The organism is Agrobacterium sp. LEGMi-208b (genome assembly GCF_059511785.1).
In genome coordinates this window covers 1,073,836-1,089,508 of the sequence record NZ_CM183445.1, presented here as the reverse complement: position 1 = coordinate 1,089,508, position 15,673 = coordinate 1,073,836, and the positions used below count along the sequence as shown (strand labels likewise).

The 15,673-nt window shown below is 59.3% G+C and carries 14 protein-coding genes; 7 read left to right on the top strand and 7 right to left on the bottom strand.

The genetic code is table 11. From position 1 onward, the window contains the following. Window positions 1-36 precede the first annotated feature (36 nt). The 4 genes from fliF (at window position 37) to AC5YUO_RS05420 (ending at window position 5,569) form a co-directional block, all read left to right on the top strand. A complete protein-coding gene (fliF, locus tag AC5YUO_RS05435; RefSeq protein WP_496154520.1) occupies window positions 37-1,719 on the top strand; it encodes a flagellar basal-body MS-ring/collar protein FliF in 1,683 nt (560 codons plus the stop codon). A gap of 369 nt (window positions 1,720-2,088) precedes the next feature. Further along, on the top strand, window positions 2,089-2,820 hold the full coding sequence (gene visN, locus AC5YUO_RS05430) for a transcriptional regulator VisN (RefSeq protein WP_035262791.1): 732 nt from the start codon (window positions 2,089-2,091) through the stop codon (window positions 2,818-2,820). A 53-nt stretch (window positions 2,821-2,873) separates the two neighbouring features. Continuing rightward, on the top strand, window positions 2,874-3,575 hold the full coding sequence (gene visR, locus AC5YUO_RS05425; protein ID WP_400818327.1) for a transcriptional regulator VisR: 702 nt from the start codon (window positions 2,874-2,876) through the stop codon (window positions 3,573-3,575). 146 nt (window positions 3,576-3,721) lie between these two features. Further along, on the top strand, window positions 3,722-5,569 hold the full coding sequence (locus AC5YUO_RS05420) for a methyl-accepting chemotaxis protein (RefSeq protein WP_400818108.1): 1,848 nt from the start codon (window positions 3,722-3,724) through the stop codon (window positions 5,567-5,569). Between the two features lie 54 nt (window positions 5,570-5,623). Here AC5YUO_RS05420 and AC5YUO_RS05415 read toward each other — a convergent pair whose 3' ends face one another. Then, window positions 5,624-9,133, bottom strand: coding sequence for a PAS domain-containing hybrid sensor histidine kinase/response regulator (locus AC5YUO_RS05415; RefSeq protein ID WP_496154519.1), 3,510 nt, complete (start codon window positions 9,131-9,133; stop codon window positions 5,624-5,626). 219 nt (window positions 9,134-9,352) lie between these two features. Between AC5YUO_RS05415 and mscL the strand changes: the two genes are divergently transcribed. The 3 genes from mscL (at window position 9,353) to galE (ending at window position 12,461) form a co-directional block, all read left to right on the top strand. Continuing rightward, a complete protein-coding gene (mscL, locus tag AC5YUO_RS05410; protein WP_400818113.1) occupies window positions 9,353-9,781 on the top strand; it encodes a large conductance mechanosensitive channel protein MscL in 429 nt (142 codons plus the stop codon). A gap of 153 nt (window positions 9,782-9,934) precedes the next feature. Further along, the gene (locus AC5YUO_RS05405) at window positions 9,935-11,101 is read left to right on the top strand and encodes a pyridoxal phosphate-dependent aminotransferase (protein ID WP_496154518.1); all 1,167 of its coding nucleotides are present in this window, start codon (window positions 9,935-9,937) and stop codon (window positions 11,099-11,101) included. 328 nt (window positions 11,102-11,429) lie between these two features. After that, the gene (gene galE / locus AC5YUO_RS05400; RefSeq protein ID WP_400818117.1) at window positions 11,430-12,461 is read left to right on the top strand and encodes a UDP-glucose 4-epimerase GalE; all 1,032 of its coding nucleotides are present in this window, start codon (window positions 11,430-11,432) and stop codon (window positions 12,459-12,461) included. 12 nt (window positions 12,462-12,473) lie between these two features. On the opposite strand, the gene AC5YUO_RS05395 is transcribed toward galE, so the two are convergent. The 6 genes from AC5YUO_RS05395 to AC5YUO_RS05370 all read right to left on the bottom strand — a co-directional run bounded on the left by AC5YUO_RS05395 (window position 12,474) and on the right by AC5YUO_RS05370 (window position 15,673). Then, entirely contained in the window at window positions 12,474-13,310 is an 837-nt protein-coding gene (locus tag AC5YUO_RS05395; protein WP_496154517.1) for a DUF6030 family protein, read from the bottom strand. Between the two features lie 148 nt (window positions 13,311-13,458). Further along, the gene (gene yacG / locus AC5YUO_RS05390; protein ID WP_400818121.1) at window positions 13,459-13,686 is read right to left on the bottom strand and encodes a DNA gyrase inhibitor YacG; all 228 of its coding nucleotides are present in this window, start codon (window positions 13,684-13,686) and stop codon (window positions 13,459-13,461) included. A gap of 3 nt (window positions 13,687-13,689) precedes the next feature. Beyond that, window positions 13,690-14,313 carry a Maf-like protein gene (locus AC5YUO_RS05385; RefSeq protein ID WP_020010410.1) on the bottom strand — a complete coding sequence of 208 codons (624 nt, stop codon included), beginning with the start codon at window positions 14,311-14,313 and terminating at the stop codon, window positions 13,690-13,692. Window positions 14,314-14,346: 33 nt separating this feature from the next. Next, complete coding sequence (gene infA, locus AC5YUO_RS05380) at window positions 14,347-14,565, bottom strand: translation initiation factor IF-1 (RefSeq protein ID WP_003503453.1); 219 nt, start codon at window positions 14,563-14,565, stop codon at window positions 14,347-14,349. 143 nt (window positions 14,566-14,708) lie between these two features. Then, a complete protein-coding gene (locus AC5YUO_RS05375) occupies window positions 14,709-15,197 on the bottom strand; it encodes an arsenate-mycothiol transferase ArsC (RefSeq protein ID WP_004432476.1) in 489 nt (162 codons plus the stop codon). 2 nt (window positions 15,198-15,199) lie between these two features. Continuing rightward, window positions 15,200-15,673, bottom strand: a complete 474-nt coding sequence (locus AC5YUO_RS05370; RefSeq protein ID WP_400818124.1) for a UPF0262 family protein — start codon at window positions 15,671-15,673, stop codon at window positions 15,200-15,202.

Here is a 15,673-nt window from a genome sequence, read left to right as displayed (position 1 = left end):
AGGTCTCGGACTCTATGAATGACGGTGCGGAACAGAATGAATCTGTTAAATCAAATCCCTCAGGTCTTGAAGAATGTCGCGGCGCTGGGGCAGACGCGGCTGCTGATGCTGGGCGGCGTGGGCGTCGTGTCCATGGCCATTATCCTTGCGGCAGCGCTTTACGTGAACCGTCCTGCTTACGAGACCCTTTATGTGGGGCTTGAAAAAAGCGACCTTAACAAGATCAGCATTGCGCTTGCCGAATCAGGTCTGGACTTCCAGGTGGGGACCGATGGTTCCAGCCTTCAGGTTCCGGTCGGCCTCACCAGCAAGGCACGGCTGCTTCTGGCGGAACGTGGCCTGCCCGACAGCGCCAATGCCGGTTATGAGCTTTTCGACAATGTCGGTTCCCTCGGCCTGACCTCCTTCATGCAGGAAGTGACGCGCGTTCGCGCCCTTGAGGGCGAGATCGGCCGCTCCATCCAGCAGATCGACGGCATTGCGGCCGCACGCGTCCATATCGTCATGCCTGACGTCGGCAATTTCCGCCGTGGCGAACAGAAGCCCACCGCATCGGTCATGATTCGCGCCAGTGCTTCGGCCGGCCGCAAGGCCTCCGCCTCCATCCGTCACCTTGTCGCCTCGGCCGTTCCCGGCCTTGAAGTCGATGATGTGACCCTGCTTGATTCGACCGGCCAGCTTCTCGCTTCCGGCGACGACGTCACCAATGCCGCGATGAACCGCTCGCTGACGCTGGCGCAGAACGTGCAGCAGGAAATCGAAACTAATATCGACAAGGCGCTGGCGCCCTTCCTCGGCATGGACAATTTCCGCTCCAGCGTCACGGCGCAGCTCAATACCGACAGCCGCCAGATCCAGGAAACCGTCTACGATCCGGAATCGCGTGTCGAGCGCTCCGTGCGCACGGTAAAGGAAGACCAGAAGTCCCAGGAAACGCAGCCCGACACGGCCGCGACCGTGGAGCAGAACGTGCCGCAGGCCGCCCCCCAGGGCGGCGGCGGTGGCCCGCAGTCTTCTGATCAGTCGGCCAAGAAGGAAGAACAGACCAACTACGAGATCAATTCCAAGACGGTTGCCACGGTCAAGAACGGCTATACCCTCGAGAAGATTTCGGTTGCCGTGGTCGTCAACAAGGGCCGCATTGCCAAGATGGTCGGCGAACCGGCCGATCAGGCCAAGATCGACGCCTATCTTGCGGAAATGCAGAAGATCGTCACCTCGGCCGCGGGCATTTCTTCCGATCGTGGCGACATGGTCACCCTGACGGCGATGGACTTCCTCGAAACGCAGCTGCTTGACGAGGCTGCCAGCGGCCCGGGTGTCATGGAAGTGCTGAGCCGCAATTCCGCCGGTATCATCAACTCGCTCGCCTTTGTCGCCGTCGCCTTCCTTGTCGTCTGGCTTGGTGTACGCCCTCTGGTCCGCACGGTGACCAGCAACGGCGCCGCCGCAGGCCAGCTCAGCCAGGAGGCTGCCGGTCTCGAATTGCCGGATTTCTCTCCCGGCATGGATGCGGGCGCAGGCGGTCTCATGGAAGGTTTCGGGGCGGATTTCGGCTTCGACAGCACCGACGATCTGCTGGCCGGCGGCGATGGCGAGGGCACTTTCAACCGCCGGGTTCGCGAAGGGCCGGAACGCAGGCTCTCCCGCATGGTGGAAATCAGCGAGGAAAGAGCCGCCAAGATCCTGCGCAAATGGGCGGTGGAAAAAGCAGCATAATGTCGAAAAGGCCGGTTTTACCCGGCCTTTTTTCTGTTTTTGGGGTTTTTGCTATGCTTGGCGGGCGAGCCGTGGCAATCTCGTTTCGGGACAGTGTTTACAAAAAATTCAGCAACGATACAGTTTGCTGGGAATTGGCTGAGAATGCCGTTTATGGATTGAACAGCTTTTCAGTATGTTTTTTTAGTAATAGACGAGCAGGGAAATACGTGGAAAGGCTGTTGCCGGGTAATGGCAAATTCCGGTCGGTTCCATAAAATGAAGTGATTCGGTCTCCGGGGCGCGCCATCCCATTTTGGTAAGCTTCTCGAATGGAATGATTCCATCCCGATGTATAATCTCCCGCTGGGAGCAAGAGGGCGTAGGCGATTGAAAGTCGATGTTGATATCCGCAGGCTGTCTGCCAAGCCTATGGAGGGCATGGGTAAGCCCTTGCCGCGCGATCAGCTTGCTAAAAACGTCGCAGCCACGGCTGCTGCCGGTAACGTTGCAGGCGCACTGGATCTGCTCGTAACCTATGCTGGCGCCTCGCACTATCTGCTGGCGCGGGATGATCTTCTCGAAGAAACCGGACTGAAATTCATCGTCACCTCCGACTGGCCTTTCGATCTGGTCCGCAGGCTTGGCATCGAGCTGGCCAACAGCCAGAACCGGTCGAGCGAAATGGAGAAATGCCTTTCGCTTCTGCAGCCGCGGCTGCTTTTCCTTCCCGACGATGTTTCGGTTCCGTATGGCATAGACCGGCAATATTCGGCGCTGTCTTTCTGCGTGGGCCGCATCCGGCTTTCCCTGCTGCTGCTGTTTCCGGAAGAAGCGGTGCCTTCACCGGAAAGGCTTCGGGAAATCGCCCTGCTGACGGGCTATTGCGTCAGTTTCGGCATTGCCAGCGAAGCAAAGACCGTTCGCGATATCGATCTCACGGAGCGCGAACTCGAATGCCTCTTCTGGATCGCGGAAGGCAAGACAAGCGATGAAATCGCGATGATCCTTGGCATTTCGCGCAATACGATCAATAATTACATCACAAGCGTGATGCGTAAAACCGCGACAAAAACCCGCTCGGAGGCAATTGCCTACGCCGTGCGCAACAACCTCGTATAATGGTCGGACGGATGGTACAGACGAAAGACAATGAGGGTACAGGTCAAACGGGCATGTATTACCGCAGCCCTGTCGTGACGAGCCGGTCGGATCTTTTTCCGAAACTCGTCGCCATGCAGAAGCTGGTCGGCGCGCGCAATTTCGTGGTGACGAAGGCTGCCGCTTCCGGTTTCCCGAACAAGAAAAAGCTGACCTGCGAGCTGGAAAACTGGGGCATGAATGCCGCGGAGCAGAGCACGCAGTTCATCCGCGCCGTCGGCGATATTCTTCTCGATCATATCGAGACATCGCTTTTGCCGGTCATCTGGCGCAACAAAAACGCTGGCGGCTTTGCCGATCTTCCCGATGTGCCGGCACTTCTGCGCCGCATCGAGAACGATACCTTGCCCTATGCGGGGCTGGCGCTGCCGGTGCGGCTCGGCACCATCGGCAACGGTTATATCGTTTTCTGCGGCACCAACCTCGTTCTCGACAATGAGGTCGTGATCGAACAGCACATCAAATGCTGTGAGATCATGGTGGACATGCTGGCGCTGGACGAGCGCAAGGCGGCCCCTTCGGAGGCCCTGAGCGAGAGGGAAATCGCCTGCCTGCAACTGGCGGGCGACGGCCGTATCAGCGAAGAAATCGCGGTGAAGCTCGGCCTTTCCGTGCACACCGTCAACGCCTATCTCGGTTCGGCGACGATCAAGCTCGATTCCGTCAACCGCATCCAGGCGATCGCCAAGGCCATCAGGCTCGGTTACATCCATTGATGGTGGACGGGCTTCTCCCGTCCCCTTTAATCCGGCAGAATGCCGGCCGGCTTTCACGCTCCCCTAAAAGGCGCCATCGGCACTTCGCGTTTTTTTAACAGTTGCCCATTAGAACTTTCGTAAGTTTGGCTTTGGGGAACTGTTTCATGCACAACCGGCTCTTTAAGTCCGTTGCTGGCAAGGTCGTCGCGCTGACGATCGGCCTGATCGCGCTCAGCGTGGCGGCAGTTGGTTTTTCGACCTACATTCGCTTGAAGGACAACGTCATCGCCACTGCGCTGCGTGATACGCACAGCGCAATGCGCGGCATGGCCATCCTCTACGAGATGAAGGTCGGCGGCGTTGCCCTCGAAATGGTGGATGGCGAGTTGAAGAGCGTCGGTCGCGCCAGCATCGGAACGATGCGTGACAATGACCTCGTCGATCGCACGGCTGCCGGTAACGGCGGTATCTCCACTGTTTTCGAAGCCAAGGCCGGCGAGTTCATTCGCCTGACCACCAATCTGAAGAACGAAAAAGGTGAGAGAGCAGCAGGCACCAAGCTTGCTACCGATCATCCCGCTTTCCCGAAAGTTTCCAAGGGAGAGGCCTATTTTGGCACCGCCACGCTGTTCGGCACCAGCTACATGACTGGTTATATGCCGGTTACGAACAAGACCGGCGCAACGGTCGGCATCCTGTTCGTGGGCGTTCCCATGGATTTCTACAATGCGCAGATATACAGCCTGCGTGACATGATGCTGATCTGCGGCGCGCTCGCCATGCTTGGCGTCGGATTACTCGCCTATTTCGTCATCAAGCGCACGCTTCAACCCCTTGGCAAGCTGACCGATGCGGTGAAGTCCCTTTCGGGCGGCAATCTCGACACGTCGATCCCCTACGCCACCAACACCAATGAATTCGGCAACATTGCCCGCGCGCTGGTGATTTTCCGCGAAAATGCGATCGAGAAACTGGCGATTGAGGGCAAAAGCGCCGAGGAACGCTCTGCGGCCGAATCCGAACGTCACCGCAACGATGCCGAGAAGCAGGAAATGGACAGCCAGATCGAATTTGCGGTCGGCGAGATTGCTTCCGGTCTCGGCAGGCTTTCGCGCGGCGATTTGAGCCGCACGATCGAGACGCCTTTCGCGGGCCGTCTCGACCGCCTGCGCACGGATTTCAACGAATCCCTCCTCAACCTGCGCGATGCGCTGGGGCAGATCCGCGAGCGCACGCTCATCATCCAGCATAGCGGCTTTGAAATCGAGCAGTCGTCGGTCGACCTGTCGAAGCGTACCGAAAATCAGGCCGCCTCGCTGGAGGAGACCGCCGCCGCCGTAGACGAAATCACGGTTACCGTCAGATCCTCGGCCGAACGGGCGCGGGAGGCCAATGAGGCCGTCCGCATCACCAAGCAGAGCGCCGACAGTTCCGGTTCGGTCGTCAGCAACGCCGTCGATGCCATGGGCCGCATCGAAGACGCCTCGCGCAAGATCGAGCAGATCATCGAGGTCATCGACGATATTGCCTTCCAGACCAATCTTCTCGCGCTCAATGCCGGCATCGAGGCAGCGCGTGCGGGTGAGGCGGGCAAGGGTTTCGCCGTCGTGGCGCAGGAAGTGCGCGAGCTTGCCCAGCGCTCCGCCGACGCGGCCCGCGAGATCAAGCAGCTCATCAACCAGTCGACGCATGAGGTGAGCTCCGGCTCGAAGCTGGTGCAGGAGGCGGGCACGGTTCTTTCCGCCATCAGCCAGCAGATCGTGACGGTCAGCCAGCACGTCGAAACCATCGCAACGGCGACGCAGGACCAGTCCTCCGCGCTTCACAACGTCAACAGCTCCGTCAACCAGATGGACCAGATGACGCAGCAGAATGCGGCACTTGCTGAACAGTCGAGCGCGGCCAGCCGGGTACTGTCAGGTGAGGTGGAAGCGCTGCTCGATCTGGTGCAGCGCTTCCAGATGGAACAGGGTTCGGCAACCGGCAGGGATCGCTACAATCAGGCGGCCTGATAGGTCTGTTTTTTGAAGGTCAAACCGCTCCCGGATCGCAAGGTCCGGGAGTTTTTATTCGGCCGCCGCCCGCACCGTGCTGGATATCTGGTTGATATAGGCCCGCAGCGCCGCCGGTTTGACCGGTTTGTGCTGAACTGAAATCCCGTATTTTTCGGCATCGCTGCGCACTTCCGGGCTGCGATCCGCCGTCACAAGCAGGGCAGGGATCGTCTTGCCGTAAAATGTCCTGATGAGGCGGATGGCGCTGATGCCGTCGCCGTCGTCCAGATGGTAATCGGCAACGATGACGTCGGGGGCTGCGGCCAAGGTGAGGAAGGGTTCTTCCAGCGTTGCTACGGAACCTGCGGGTAAAACCTCGCATCCCCACCCGGTCAGTAGCAGCGTCATGCCCTCGAGGATTTTTGGCTCGTTGTCGATGCATAGGACCCGGACGCCCTGAAGGCGGTCGCTGGCTGCGGGACTGATTGTCCCGCCATCGGCTTCGGCCGGTACGAGGCGATCCGCCTCGCGCGGCAGGTGGATGCGGAAGGTCGTGCCTTTTCCGGGGGTGGAAATCAGCTGTACCGGATGATGCAGCATGCGCGACAGCCGGTCGACGATGGAAAGACCGAGCCCGAGGCCGGATGCGGTTTTTGCGCCCTCGTCCAATCGGGCGAATTCCTTGAAGACGGTGCGAAACTTGGATGAGGGAATGCCGATGCCGGAATCCGTCACCTGAATGACCACTTCGCCGCCGCGTCGGCGCGCACCGACGACCACCTTGCCCTTCAGCGTGTATTTGATGGCATTGGAAACCAGGTTCTGTATCAGACGCCGCAGGAGATTGGGGTCGGAGCGGACCGTGAGCGAGGTCGGCATGACCACAAGGTCGAGGTTCTTCTCCTGCGCCATCGGCGCGAAATCGGTTTCGATGCGTTTCAGCAGCTCATTCAGCGGCACGGATGTCATGCGCGCCTTCATCGAGCCGGTGTCGAGACGGGAAATATCGAGAACCGCGCCGAGAATGGTTTCGACCGATTCCAGCGCCGAATCGATATTGTGTACGAGATCGCTTTCTCCCGAGGCGCCAAGCCGTTCGACCAGCGAGGAGGAATAGAGGCGGGCGGCATTCAGGGGTTGGAGAATATCGTGGCCGGCAGCGGCGAAAAACCGTGTCTTGCCGATATTCGCCTCGTCGGCGGATGCTCGCGCTTCCGCCAGTTCGCGGTTGACGCGGGTAAGCTCCACGGTTCGCTCCGCCACGCGCTGCTCCAGCGTCTCGTTTGCCTGTTTCAGCGCCTGATCGCTCGCCACCCGCTGGGTGATATCGGTGAAGGTGGCGACGATACCCTTGTCCGGCATGGTGTTGGAGCGCACTTCGATGATGCGCTCGCCGCCCGCCAGCACCAGCGAGAAGGGCAGGTCCATGGTCAGGAAGCTGGTAATCAGTTCGTTCGTGTCGCCATCGGGCATATCGCCGCGTTCCTGCAGCATTGAAACGATATCCGTGAGCGGTACGCCGACCTGCCCGAATTGCTCGGGCAAATCCAGCAGCGTGCGGAAGCGCCGGTTCCAGATGGTGAGCTGCTGCGAACTGTCGAAAACCGCAATGCCCTGATCCATCTGGGCCAGCGCCGTTTGCAGCATGTCCTGATTATATTGCAGGGCCTCGCTCGCCTGATCGAGCAGCCATGCCGTGTCCGCACTGGTATCTTCCGCCTTCTGTAGAATGATCGAAAGCACCAGACGGGCGGAGGAGGAGCCGATGGCGCTGCCCAGCAACTGTTCGGAGAAATGGATCAGCGCCATGTCCGCCGGCTGGTCGTCATTCAGTTTCCTGCCCGCCGTCTTTTCATAGGTCGCGAGTGATCGCAGCATGCGCTCCTCGCCGAGATAACGGGCGACCGCGCTTTTGAGATCGCCGACGCTGACACGGGTTTTCCAGCCGCGCGTGGCGAATTGCGATTTCGAGTGGCGCTTGACGAAGATGCCGGACTGGATGCGCTCCACCGGCCTCGGATTGCGCGAAAGCGAGCCGAGCACGAAGGCAAGGCTGTTGACGAGCAGGCTGAGAATGACCGCATTCACGAAGGGATCGGCGTCCGGCCCATTGAACACCGTGCTGCCGGAAAACAGGAAGCCGAGAATATTCGCCGCGACCTCGGAATTGTCAGGCCCGCCGAAGCTTGGCAGGAACAGCAGATAGGCCCAGACGAAAAAGCCGGAACTTAAGCCGGCGATTGCGCCGCGCGCATTGGCGCGCCGCCAGAACAGCCCGCCGAACAAGGCAGGGGCCATCTGGGCGATGGCGGCAAATGCGAGAAGGCCGATGGAGGCGAGACCCGTGGCGCTGTCGGCGGCGCGGTAATAACCGTAACCCAGGAGCATCACCGCAAAAATTGCCGTTCTGCGGATGTTGAGCAACGTCTTGGCGAAGTCGTCCCGGTGCGGCGAACGGTTCAGCAGCTTCTGCCGCAGGAAGATCGGCATGACGATATCGTTGGAAATCATGATCGACAGTGCGACCGAGGCGACGATCACCATCGCGGTCGCCGCCGAAAATCCGCCGATGAAGGTGATCAATGACACGACCGGCATCTGATGATTGAGCGGCAATTGCAGCACGTAGAGATCGGCATCGCCATTGGCGCCAAGCGTCAGAATACCGGCCAGCGCAATCGGCAGCACGAAGATGTTGATCGCGATGAGATAGAGCGGCAGCAGGAACCCCGCCATGCGCAGCTCTTCCGGCGTGCGGTTTTCAACCACGGTGACGTGGAACTGGCGCGGCAGCAGGATGATGGCGAAGCCGGAAAGCAGCGTCATCACGATCCAACGGCTGACGGGCGTGTGATAGGATATGGCCCGCATGGCCTGTTCGTTATCGGAGGCGAGCTGCCAGAGATGCGCAGGCCCGTCGAAGAGCACGAAGAGCACGTAAAAACCGACGGTGCACATGGCGACGAGCTTGACCAGCGATTCCATCGAGATCGCCAGAATAAGCCCATCCTGATGTTCGGTGGCATCGGTGTGGCGGGTGCCGAACATGACGGCAAAGCCCGCCATGACGATGGTGACGACCAGCGGCAGATCGAGGAAATAAAGATTGCCGCTGCCAATGCCGTAATCGCCGGGATCGACCATCGTCGCCACCGAGCTGGACACGGCTTTCAGCTGCAGAGCGATATAGGGAATGGCGCCGACAAGGGCGATGATGGCGACGATCATCGCCACGGTGGAGTTCTTGCCGTAGCGGGCGGCAATGAAATCCGCAACGGAAGTCAGCTTTTCCGTTTTCGCCAGTTCGACGATGCGGCGGATGATCGGCATGCCGATGGTGAAGGCAAGGATCGGACCGGTATAGATGCCGAGAAACTCCAGCCCCCGGTCTGCCGCGAGCCCCACACCGCCAAAATAGGTCCAGGAGGTGCAGTAGATGGCGAGACTGAGAGCATAGACGAAAGGGCGCCCCTTTTTCGGCGCGTTTCTTTCACGGCTTTTCCTGTCCCCGTAGCTCGCGACAGCGAACAGCAGCAGGATATAAGCGAAGGCTGAGCCGAATATGATCCACCCAGGAAGCACGCATCCTCCCCATGCAAGAATTCCCTGATATCAAGCATAGGCGAATTCCGCGCCGTTGAGAATGAGCGCGGTCTGAGCATAAAGTTCAAGGTGAGCGTGCAAAAAGGCTAATAAATGCAATCCCGCGGATTCCAAATGATGCTCGGACCCTATATGGTTCGACCCGTAGGGACAGTCACATAGCTTCAGCTCGCGAAGCAGGAGAGAGGGACAATCTGAATGCTTAACGAATTTAAAACGTTCATTGCCCGCGGCAATGTCATGGATCTGGCCGTGGGTGTTATTATCGGTGCGGCTTTCAGCAAGATCGTCGACTCCGTCGTCAACGATCTCATCATGCCGATCGTTGGTGCGATTTTCGGTGGCTTCGACTTCTCGAACTACTTCCTGCCGTTGAGCTCCAGCGTCAACGCCACGTCGCTTGCCGCCGCCCGCGATCAGGGCGCCGTCTTCGCCTATGGCAACTTTCTGACGGTTCTCATCAACTTCCTGATCCTGGCCTGGATCATTTTCCTGATGGTCAAGGGTGTCAACAAGCTTCGTGATTCCGTTGAACGCAAGAAGATCGAGGAAAAGCCGGAAGCAGCGCCGCCGCCGGAAGACGTCAAGCTCCTCACCGAAATCCGCGATCTGCTGAAGACGCGTTGATTGCCGCATCGTCCCCGGCCTGATGTGCCGGCCCGTGCGGCCGGCGATCTCCTGCCGGGGATGACCCATAAAGAAAATCCATGATCGCCTCACGGAATATCATGCACATGGCTGGTTCGATGCGATAAGAAGGCACCAAACGGAGTGTCTTTAATGTCCATTTTAAACAGTCTGAGTGCGCGCTCTCTGGCGGCTCCCGAGAGCGGCATCGTTGAAGTCGTGAATTATGCCCGGGGGCGGGACAATCTCCTGCCGTTGTGGGTCGGCGAAGGCGATCTGCCGAGCCCGGACTTCATCAATCAGGCCGCCATCGATGGGCTGAACAATGGCGAAACCTTCTATACCTGGCAGCGCGGCATTCCGGAGTTGCGCCAGGCGCTGAGCCGCTATTATCAACGCCATTTCGCAGCATCGCTGCCGCCGGAGCATTTTTACGCTACCGGTTCCGGCATGCAGGCCATCGTGCTTGCCGTGCAGGCGCTGACCTCACCGAGTGACGAGATGGTCTATCTCTCCCCGACATGGCCGAATATCGTCGCCGCCATCGGCGTGGCGGGTGCAAAGGCGGTTCCGGTTGGTATCGATTTCCGCGACGGCCGCTGGGATCTCGATATCAACAGGCTGGAAAGCGCGATCACCGGCAAGACGAAGGCGCTTTTCATCAATACGCCTTCCAATCCAACCGGCTGGACGGCGACGCTCGACAATCTCCGCGACGTTCTGACGCTCGCCCGCAAACACGATCTATGGATCGTCGCCGACGAGATTTATGCGCTTTATCACTATTCCGGCAGCCGTGCGCCGTCCTTCCTCGATGTTATGGAGCCGGACGACAAGATCGTCTTCGCCAATTCCTTCTCGAAGAACTGGTCCATGACCGGCTGGCGCGTCGGCTGGCTTGTCGCCCCGCCGGCCATCGGTCAGGTGATCGAGAATCTCATTCAATATTCCACCTCAGGCGTGGCGCAATTCATGCAGCGCGGCGCCGTCGCCGCCCTCGATCACGGTGACGGTTTCGTCCGCGAGAATTACGAACGCGCTCTGACTTCCCGCGACATTCTCTGCGATGCGCTCATCGCGACGAACCGTGTGGAAACCCTGAAGCCCGACGGCGCCCTTTATGCCTTCCTCAAGATTGACGGCGTGACGGACAGCCGGGCCACGGCGCTCGATATCGTCGACAAGACCGGGGTTGGTCTTGCGCCCGGCACGGCCTTTGGCCCGGGAGGCGAACTGTTCCTCCGCGCCTGTTTCCTGCGCAACCCCAGGCAGATAGAAGACGCGGCCGATCGGCTGGCTTCTTATATCCTCGGCAGGTAAGCGTCGGCTTACCGTGCGATGGTTTCCCCTGCCGGGCCGGGATCGCGCTGCGGTAGGAAAATCGACAACAAAAATCACAGCAAAGACCTAAAACTGCAACCCCACGGCGCAACCATCGACGTGGGGGATTTTCTGTGATATGCGCTCCTTGTTCCATTCATGAGAACATTTTCACTAATCGATAAAAAGCACTTCATTGCGCTAACCAATCGTAAGCCACCTTTTTAATGGGGCGAGGGATCGGCTGCGTATTCGCTGTGCAAGTAATCAATGATGAAGAATTATTGGCTTTGATGAGCTCAAGAAAAGCAAACAGGGAAGTAGTGTCATGGCTGTTCTGGTCACGGGTGGGGCCGGTTATATAGGAAGTCACATGGTGTGGGCTTTGCTCGATGCCGGGGAAGAGGTCGTCGTTGTCGACCGGCTTTCGACGGGGTCGCGCTGGGCAGTCGCGCCGGCGGCGCGTTTTTATCTGGGCGATGCGGCGGATCGCGCCTTGCTCGACCAGATTTTCGAAGAAAACCAGATCGAGACCATTTTCCACTTTGCCGGCTCTGTCAGCGTTCCTGAATCCATCAGCCAGCCGCTCGAATATTACGAAAACAATACGGGCACGACCCGCGCGCTCGTCGCGGCGGCAGTCGCCCACGGCATCAGCAATTTCATCTTCTCCTCGACAGCCGCCGTCTATGGAAACCAGCCCTTTGATGGCCCGGTTCCTGAAACCGCGATCCTCAGCCCGGAAAACCCCTACGGCCTGTCGAAACTCGCCTCGGAAATCATGCTGCGCGATGTCGTGCAGGCGCATGATTTCAACTATGTGGCGCTGCGTTATTTCAACGTTGCCGGAGCCGACCCCCAGGGCCGCGCCGGGCCTTCGCCCACGGGCGTTGCAAATCTCATCAAGGTGGCGTGCGAAGCCGCAACCGGTCGCCGCGACCGGGTGGAAGTTTACGGAACGGATTACCCGACTGCAGATGGCACCGGCGTTCGCGACTATATTCACGTCAGCGACCTGATCGATGCGCATATGCTGGCCATGGCGCATCTGCGTGCCGGTGGCGGCACACGCACGCTCAATTGCGGTTATGGCGTTGGTTATTCGGTTCTCGACGTCCTTCAGGCCGTGCAGCGGGAATCGGGAAGCGATTTCCCGATCATCCATTGTCCGCGCCGTCCGGGCGATATTGCGGCCATGGTGGCGGATTCGGCGCGTATCCAGTCGGAGTTTGGCTGGCGTCCCCGCTTCAACGATCTGGCGACCATCGTTCGCACCGCGCTTCAATGGGAGGCCAAGCGGCAAGCCCAGCAAAGCGACAGGATTCCGCCGGTGCGGCGCAAACTGGCGGCAATAGGCTGAGCGGCCTTCGCGTCACCGGACACGATCTTTCCTGATGGAAGGATAGAGGACCGGTCGCTCCGGCGCTGTGGCCGGGCGAAGCCAGCGATCCCGGTCAAAGAAGCTGCGTGTCAGCTTCAACCCCGGGGATTGTTCGTTTGCGAGCAAAATCACGTTCAGGCGATGCGGCGCTGTCGGTTCCGGTTTTATGGAAACCGAAATACCGAAATGTTGTGCCTGATAGGGCTGCAGCCGGCGCGCCGGCTCAAGCATGTTTGCCAGATCGGCCCAGCGGGTCTGTCCGATAATCATGGCGAGCGCTTCATCGAGCTTTGTCAGAACGGCTGTCCCGTCCGGCGTCCGGGGCGCAACGGCCTTCATTCTGATCGATCGAATCTCGCCGGACGCTTCGCCCCTGATTTCGAGGAAGAGCGATGCCCGCTCCGCCGGTTCTGATGCCTTTCCCGGCGCAAGATCGGCCATGCATTCGAAATTGCGGATGTTGACCGGGCTGGCGCGCCAGCCCTGCGGGTTGGAGAAACCCGAGGCGGTAAATCGGTCGCAGAGTTCCTTGCCGGAAACAACGAAATCACGTGCGAAAGACGCTCTGCCGCCCACTGGCTCGAATTTCAGCAGATGGGGCGGCAGAAAGACTTTTTGGGCGACAGGTTTCTGCCGTTTGACGGGCTTCATCTTCGGCGGCGGTTCGGCGGAGCGTGTGGCGGGTGCCAGATTGAGATAGGTCAGCAGGTTTTTGAGATGCTTCTTGTCATTGGCCAGCAGCACCGTCGCACCTATGGCAAGGCAAACGATGAGCACCGCAAACAGCAGTGCACCGTGGCTCACTCTCTTCTGCAAGCCTGCGTCCATCGCAAGACCTTAAAGGGCTGGCGGGGAGGGCGTCAGCCGGTTCTGATATGGTTTTTCGGGCTGTCGGCAGCCCGGTGAATATGTGGTTTGAGCGGTCGCTCTGAAAATCTTATGTAATTCACCGCCGAAGTTTCCGGCGGTGCAGGTATTATTCGGCGTTATTCTTGCCGCCATCCTGCCCGCCGGCGCTGCTTTCGTCGTCCGCGACCGGAATGGCGTAGGAGCCGTTCAGCCAGCGGGCGAGATCGAGCGAGCGGCAGCGATCCGAACAGAAAGGGTAGTTTTCGCGCGTCGAGGGCCGCCCGCATTCCGGGCATGGCTGGGATTTGCGAAGCGGGGTGACGTTTCCAGCGCCTTCAGTGGGAGACTTTGCCATGGCCTATCCTTCGAGCCAGCCAGATGTCACCTCAAACCCTTCTCCGGAAAGAAGCGACATGGTCTCATAAAGCGGCAGGCCGACGACATTGGTATAAGAACCGGTCAGTTTCTGCACGAAGGCGCCGGCAATGCCCTGGATGCCATAGGCACCCGCTTTGCCACGCCACTGGCCCGAGGCGATGTAAGCCTCGATCTCCCGCGTGGAGAGGCGCTTGAAGCGCACCTTGGTCTCCGCGACCTTCTGCCGGATCTTGCCGCCGGGGGTCACCAGGCAGATGCCGGTATAGACCCAGTGGCTGCGGCCCGAGAGAAGATGCAGCGCCGCCGAGGCCTCTTCCGTATATTCGGCCTTGCCGACGATGCGGCGACCAACGGCGACCACCGTATCGGATCCCAGAACATAGGCATCTTTCCACGCCTGTTCGTTCTTCAGCGCCGCCTGCGCGGCTTCCGCCTTCTGCAATGACAGACGGCGGCAGAGCGTGCGCGGATGTTCGAGCTTCGCAGGCGTCTCGTCGATATCCATCGGCATCAGACGTGCCGGTTCGATACCGATCTGATGCAGCAGTTCCAGACGCCGTGGCGAGCCGGATGCCAGAACGAGCTTTTGTTTTGAATTGGTCATTGCGCTGCCCGGGCGTCCGATGCGGAAGGTGGATTACTTGAAGCGATAGGTGATGCGGCCCTTGGTCAGGTCGTAAGGCGTCATTTCGACCAGCACCTTGTCGCCGGCCAGAACACGGATACGGTTCTTGCGCATGCGGCCCGCCGTGTGGGCGATGATTTCGTGGTCGTTCTCAAGCTTCACGCGGAACGTTGCGTTCGGCAGCAATTCGGTTACGATGCCCGGGAATTCAAGGACTTCTTCTTTTGTCATGTAAGGGTTTTCTTCCTGTTGATAGTGCCGGACGTATCGAGTCCGGGAAAATTGCGCGGAAACTACACAATCCCGGCACATTTGTGAACCTCTAAAGCATCGGCGTGAAAATCGCGATTGATTTTAACAGGCCGGGGCAGTTTTCAGTCTTTTGAAAGCGTATCCGCCACCGGCTGCTGCCGCCTCGGCAGTCGTTCCGAGATCAGCTTTGCCAGATGGTCCCGCACCTCGCGATAGGCGTCGAGGATCTGCTCGCGCGTGCCTGTAATCACCGTTGGGTCCATGGTCGGCCAATAGACCACATCCAGTGAATTCGAGCGCGTCAGTTCCAGTGCGGCGTGATGGGCTTCGGGCGTCAATGTAATGATCAGATCGAAAAAATCATCCTCGATCTCGTCCAGAGTGCGCGGTTTGTGTTTGCCGAGCGAAAATCCCTGTTCTTCCAGCACCGCATCCACGAAGGGATCGCGCTCGCCCGCCCTGACCCCTGCCGACTGTATATAGATGCCGGGCGCCACAAGCCGTTTGGCGATAACCTCCGCCATGGGGGAACGGATGGAGTTCATGCCGCACATGAAAAGGACCGATTTGGGCGCTCGTCCCTCGTTTGGCGCTGCGGCAGGATCGATCATCTCTAACCCCGCCAATAAAGCACGCAGACAAGGGTGAAGAGGCGGCGCGCCGTGTCGAAATCCACTTTGATCTTGCCGGAAAGCCGATCCATCAGCGTCTGCGAGCCATCATTGTGAATGCCGCGCCGGCCCATGTCGATCGCTTCGATCTGGCTCGGGGTGGAGGAGCGGATCGCTTCGTAATAGCTTTCGCAGATCAGGAAATAATCCTTGATGATGCGGCGGAACGGCGTCAGCGACAGAATATGGGTCGCGACATCCTTCTCGTCTTCGGTGCGGATCGAAAAGACCAGCTTGGCATCGACCAGCGAGATGTGCAGCCGATAAGGCCCACCGGCATGGCCGAGCGGTTCAAAGGTGTTTTCTTCGATCAGGTCGAAAATGGCAACGGCGCGTTCATGCTCGACATCGGGCGTGGACCGGCCGATGCTGTCGTCCAGTACCACGTCGCAGAGCCGGAAATCGCCTGAAGCCAT

Bases quoted from the DNA above. Each gene is read 5' to 3' on its own strand.
- mscL (WP_400818113.1), top strand. From the start codon at position 9,353: ATGCTTAACGAATTTAAAACGTTCATTGCCCGCGGCAATGTCATGGAT.
- AC5YUO_RS05420 (WP_400818108.1), top strand. From the start codon at position 3,722: ATGCACAACCGGCTCTTTAAGTCCGTTGCTGGCAAGGTCGTCGCGCTG.
- AC5YUO_RS05395 (WP_496154517.1), bottom strand. From the start codon at position 13,310: ATGGACGCAGGCTTGCAGAAGAGAGTGAGCCACGGTGCACTGCTGTTT.
- AC5YUO_RS05405 (WP_496154518.1), top strand. From the start codon at position 9,935: ATGTCCATTTTAAACAGTCTGAGTGCGCGCTCTCTGGCGGCTCCCGAG.
- infA (WP_003503453.1), bottom strand. From the start codon at position 14,565: ATGACAAAAGAAGAAGTCCTTGAATTCCCGGGCATCGTAACCGAATTG.
- fliF (WP_496154520.1), top strand. From the start codon at position 37: ATGAATCTGTTAAATCAAATCCCTCAGGTCTTGAAGAATGTCGCGGCG.
- AC5YUO_RS05385 (WP_020010410.1), bottom strand. From the start codon at position 14,313: ATGACCAATTCAAAACAAAAGCTCGTTCTGGCATCCGGCTCGCCACGG.
- AC5YUO_RS05370 (WP_400818124.1), bottom strand. From the start codon at position 15,673: ATGGCTTCAGGCGATTTCCGGCTCTGCGACGTGGTACTGGACGACAGC.
- galE (WP_400818117.1), top strand. From the start codon at position 11,430: ATGGCTGTTCTGGTCACGGGTGGGGCCGGTTATATAGGAAGTCACATG.
- visR (WP_400818327.1), top strand. From the start codon at position 2,874: ATGTATTACCGCAGCCCTGTCGTGACGAGCCGGTCGGATCTTTTTCCG.
- AC5YUO_RS05375 (WP_004432476.1), bottom strand. From the start codon at position 15,197: ATGATCGATCCTGCCGCAGCGCCAAACGAGGGACGAGCGCCCAAATCG.
- yacG (WP_400818121.1), bottom strand. From the start codon at position 13,686: ATGGCAAAGTCTCCCACTGAAGGCGCTGGAAACGTCACCCCGCTTCGC.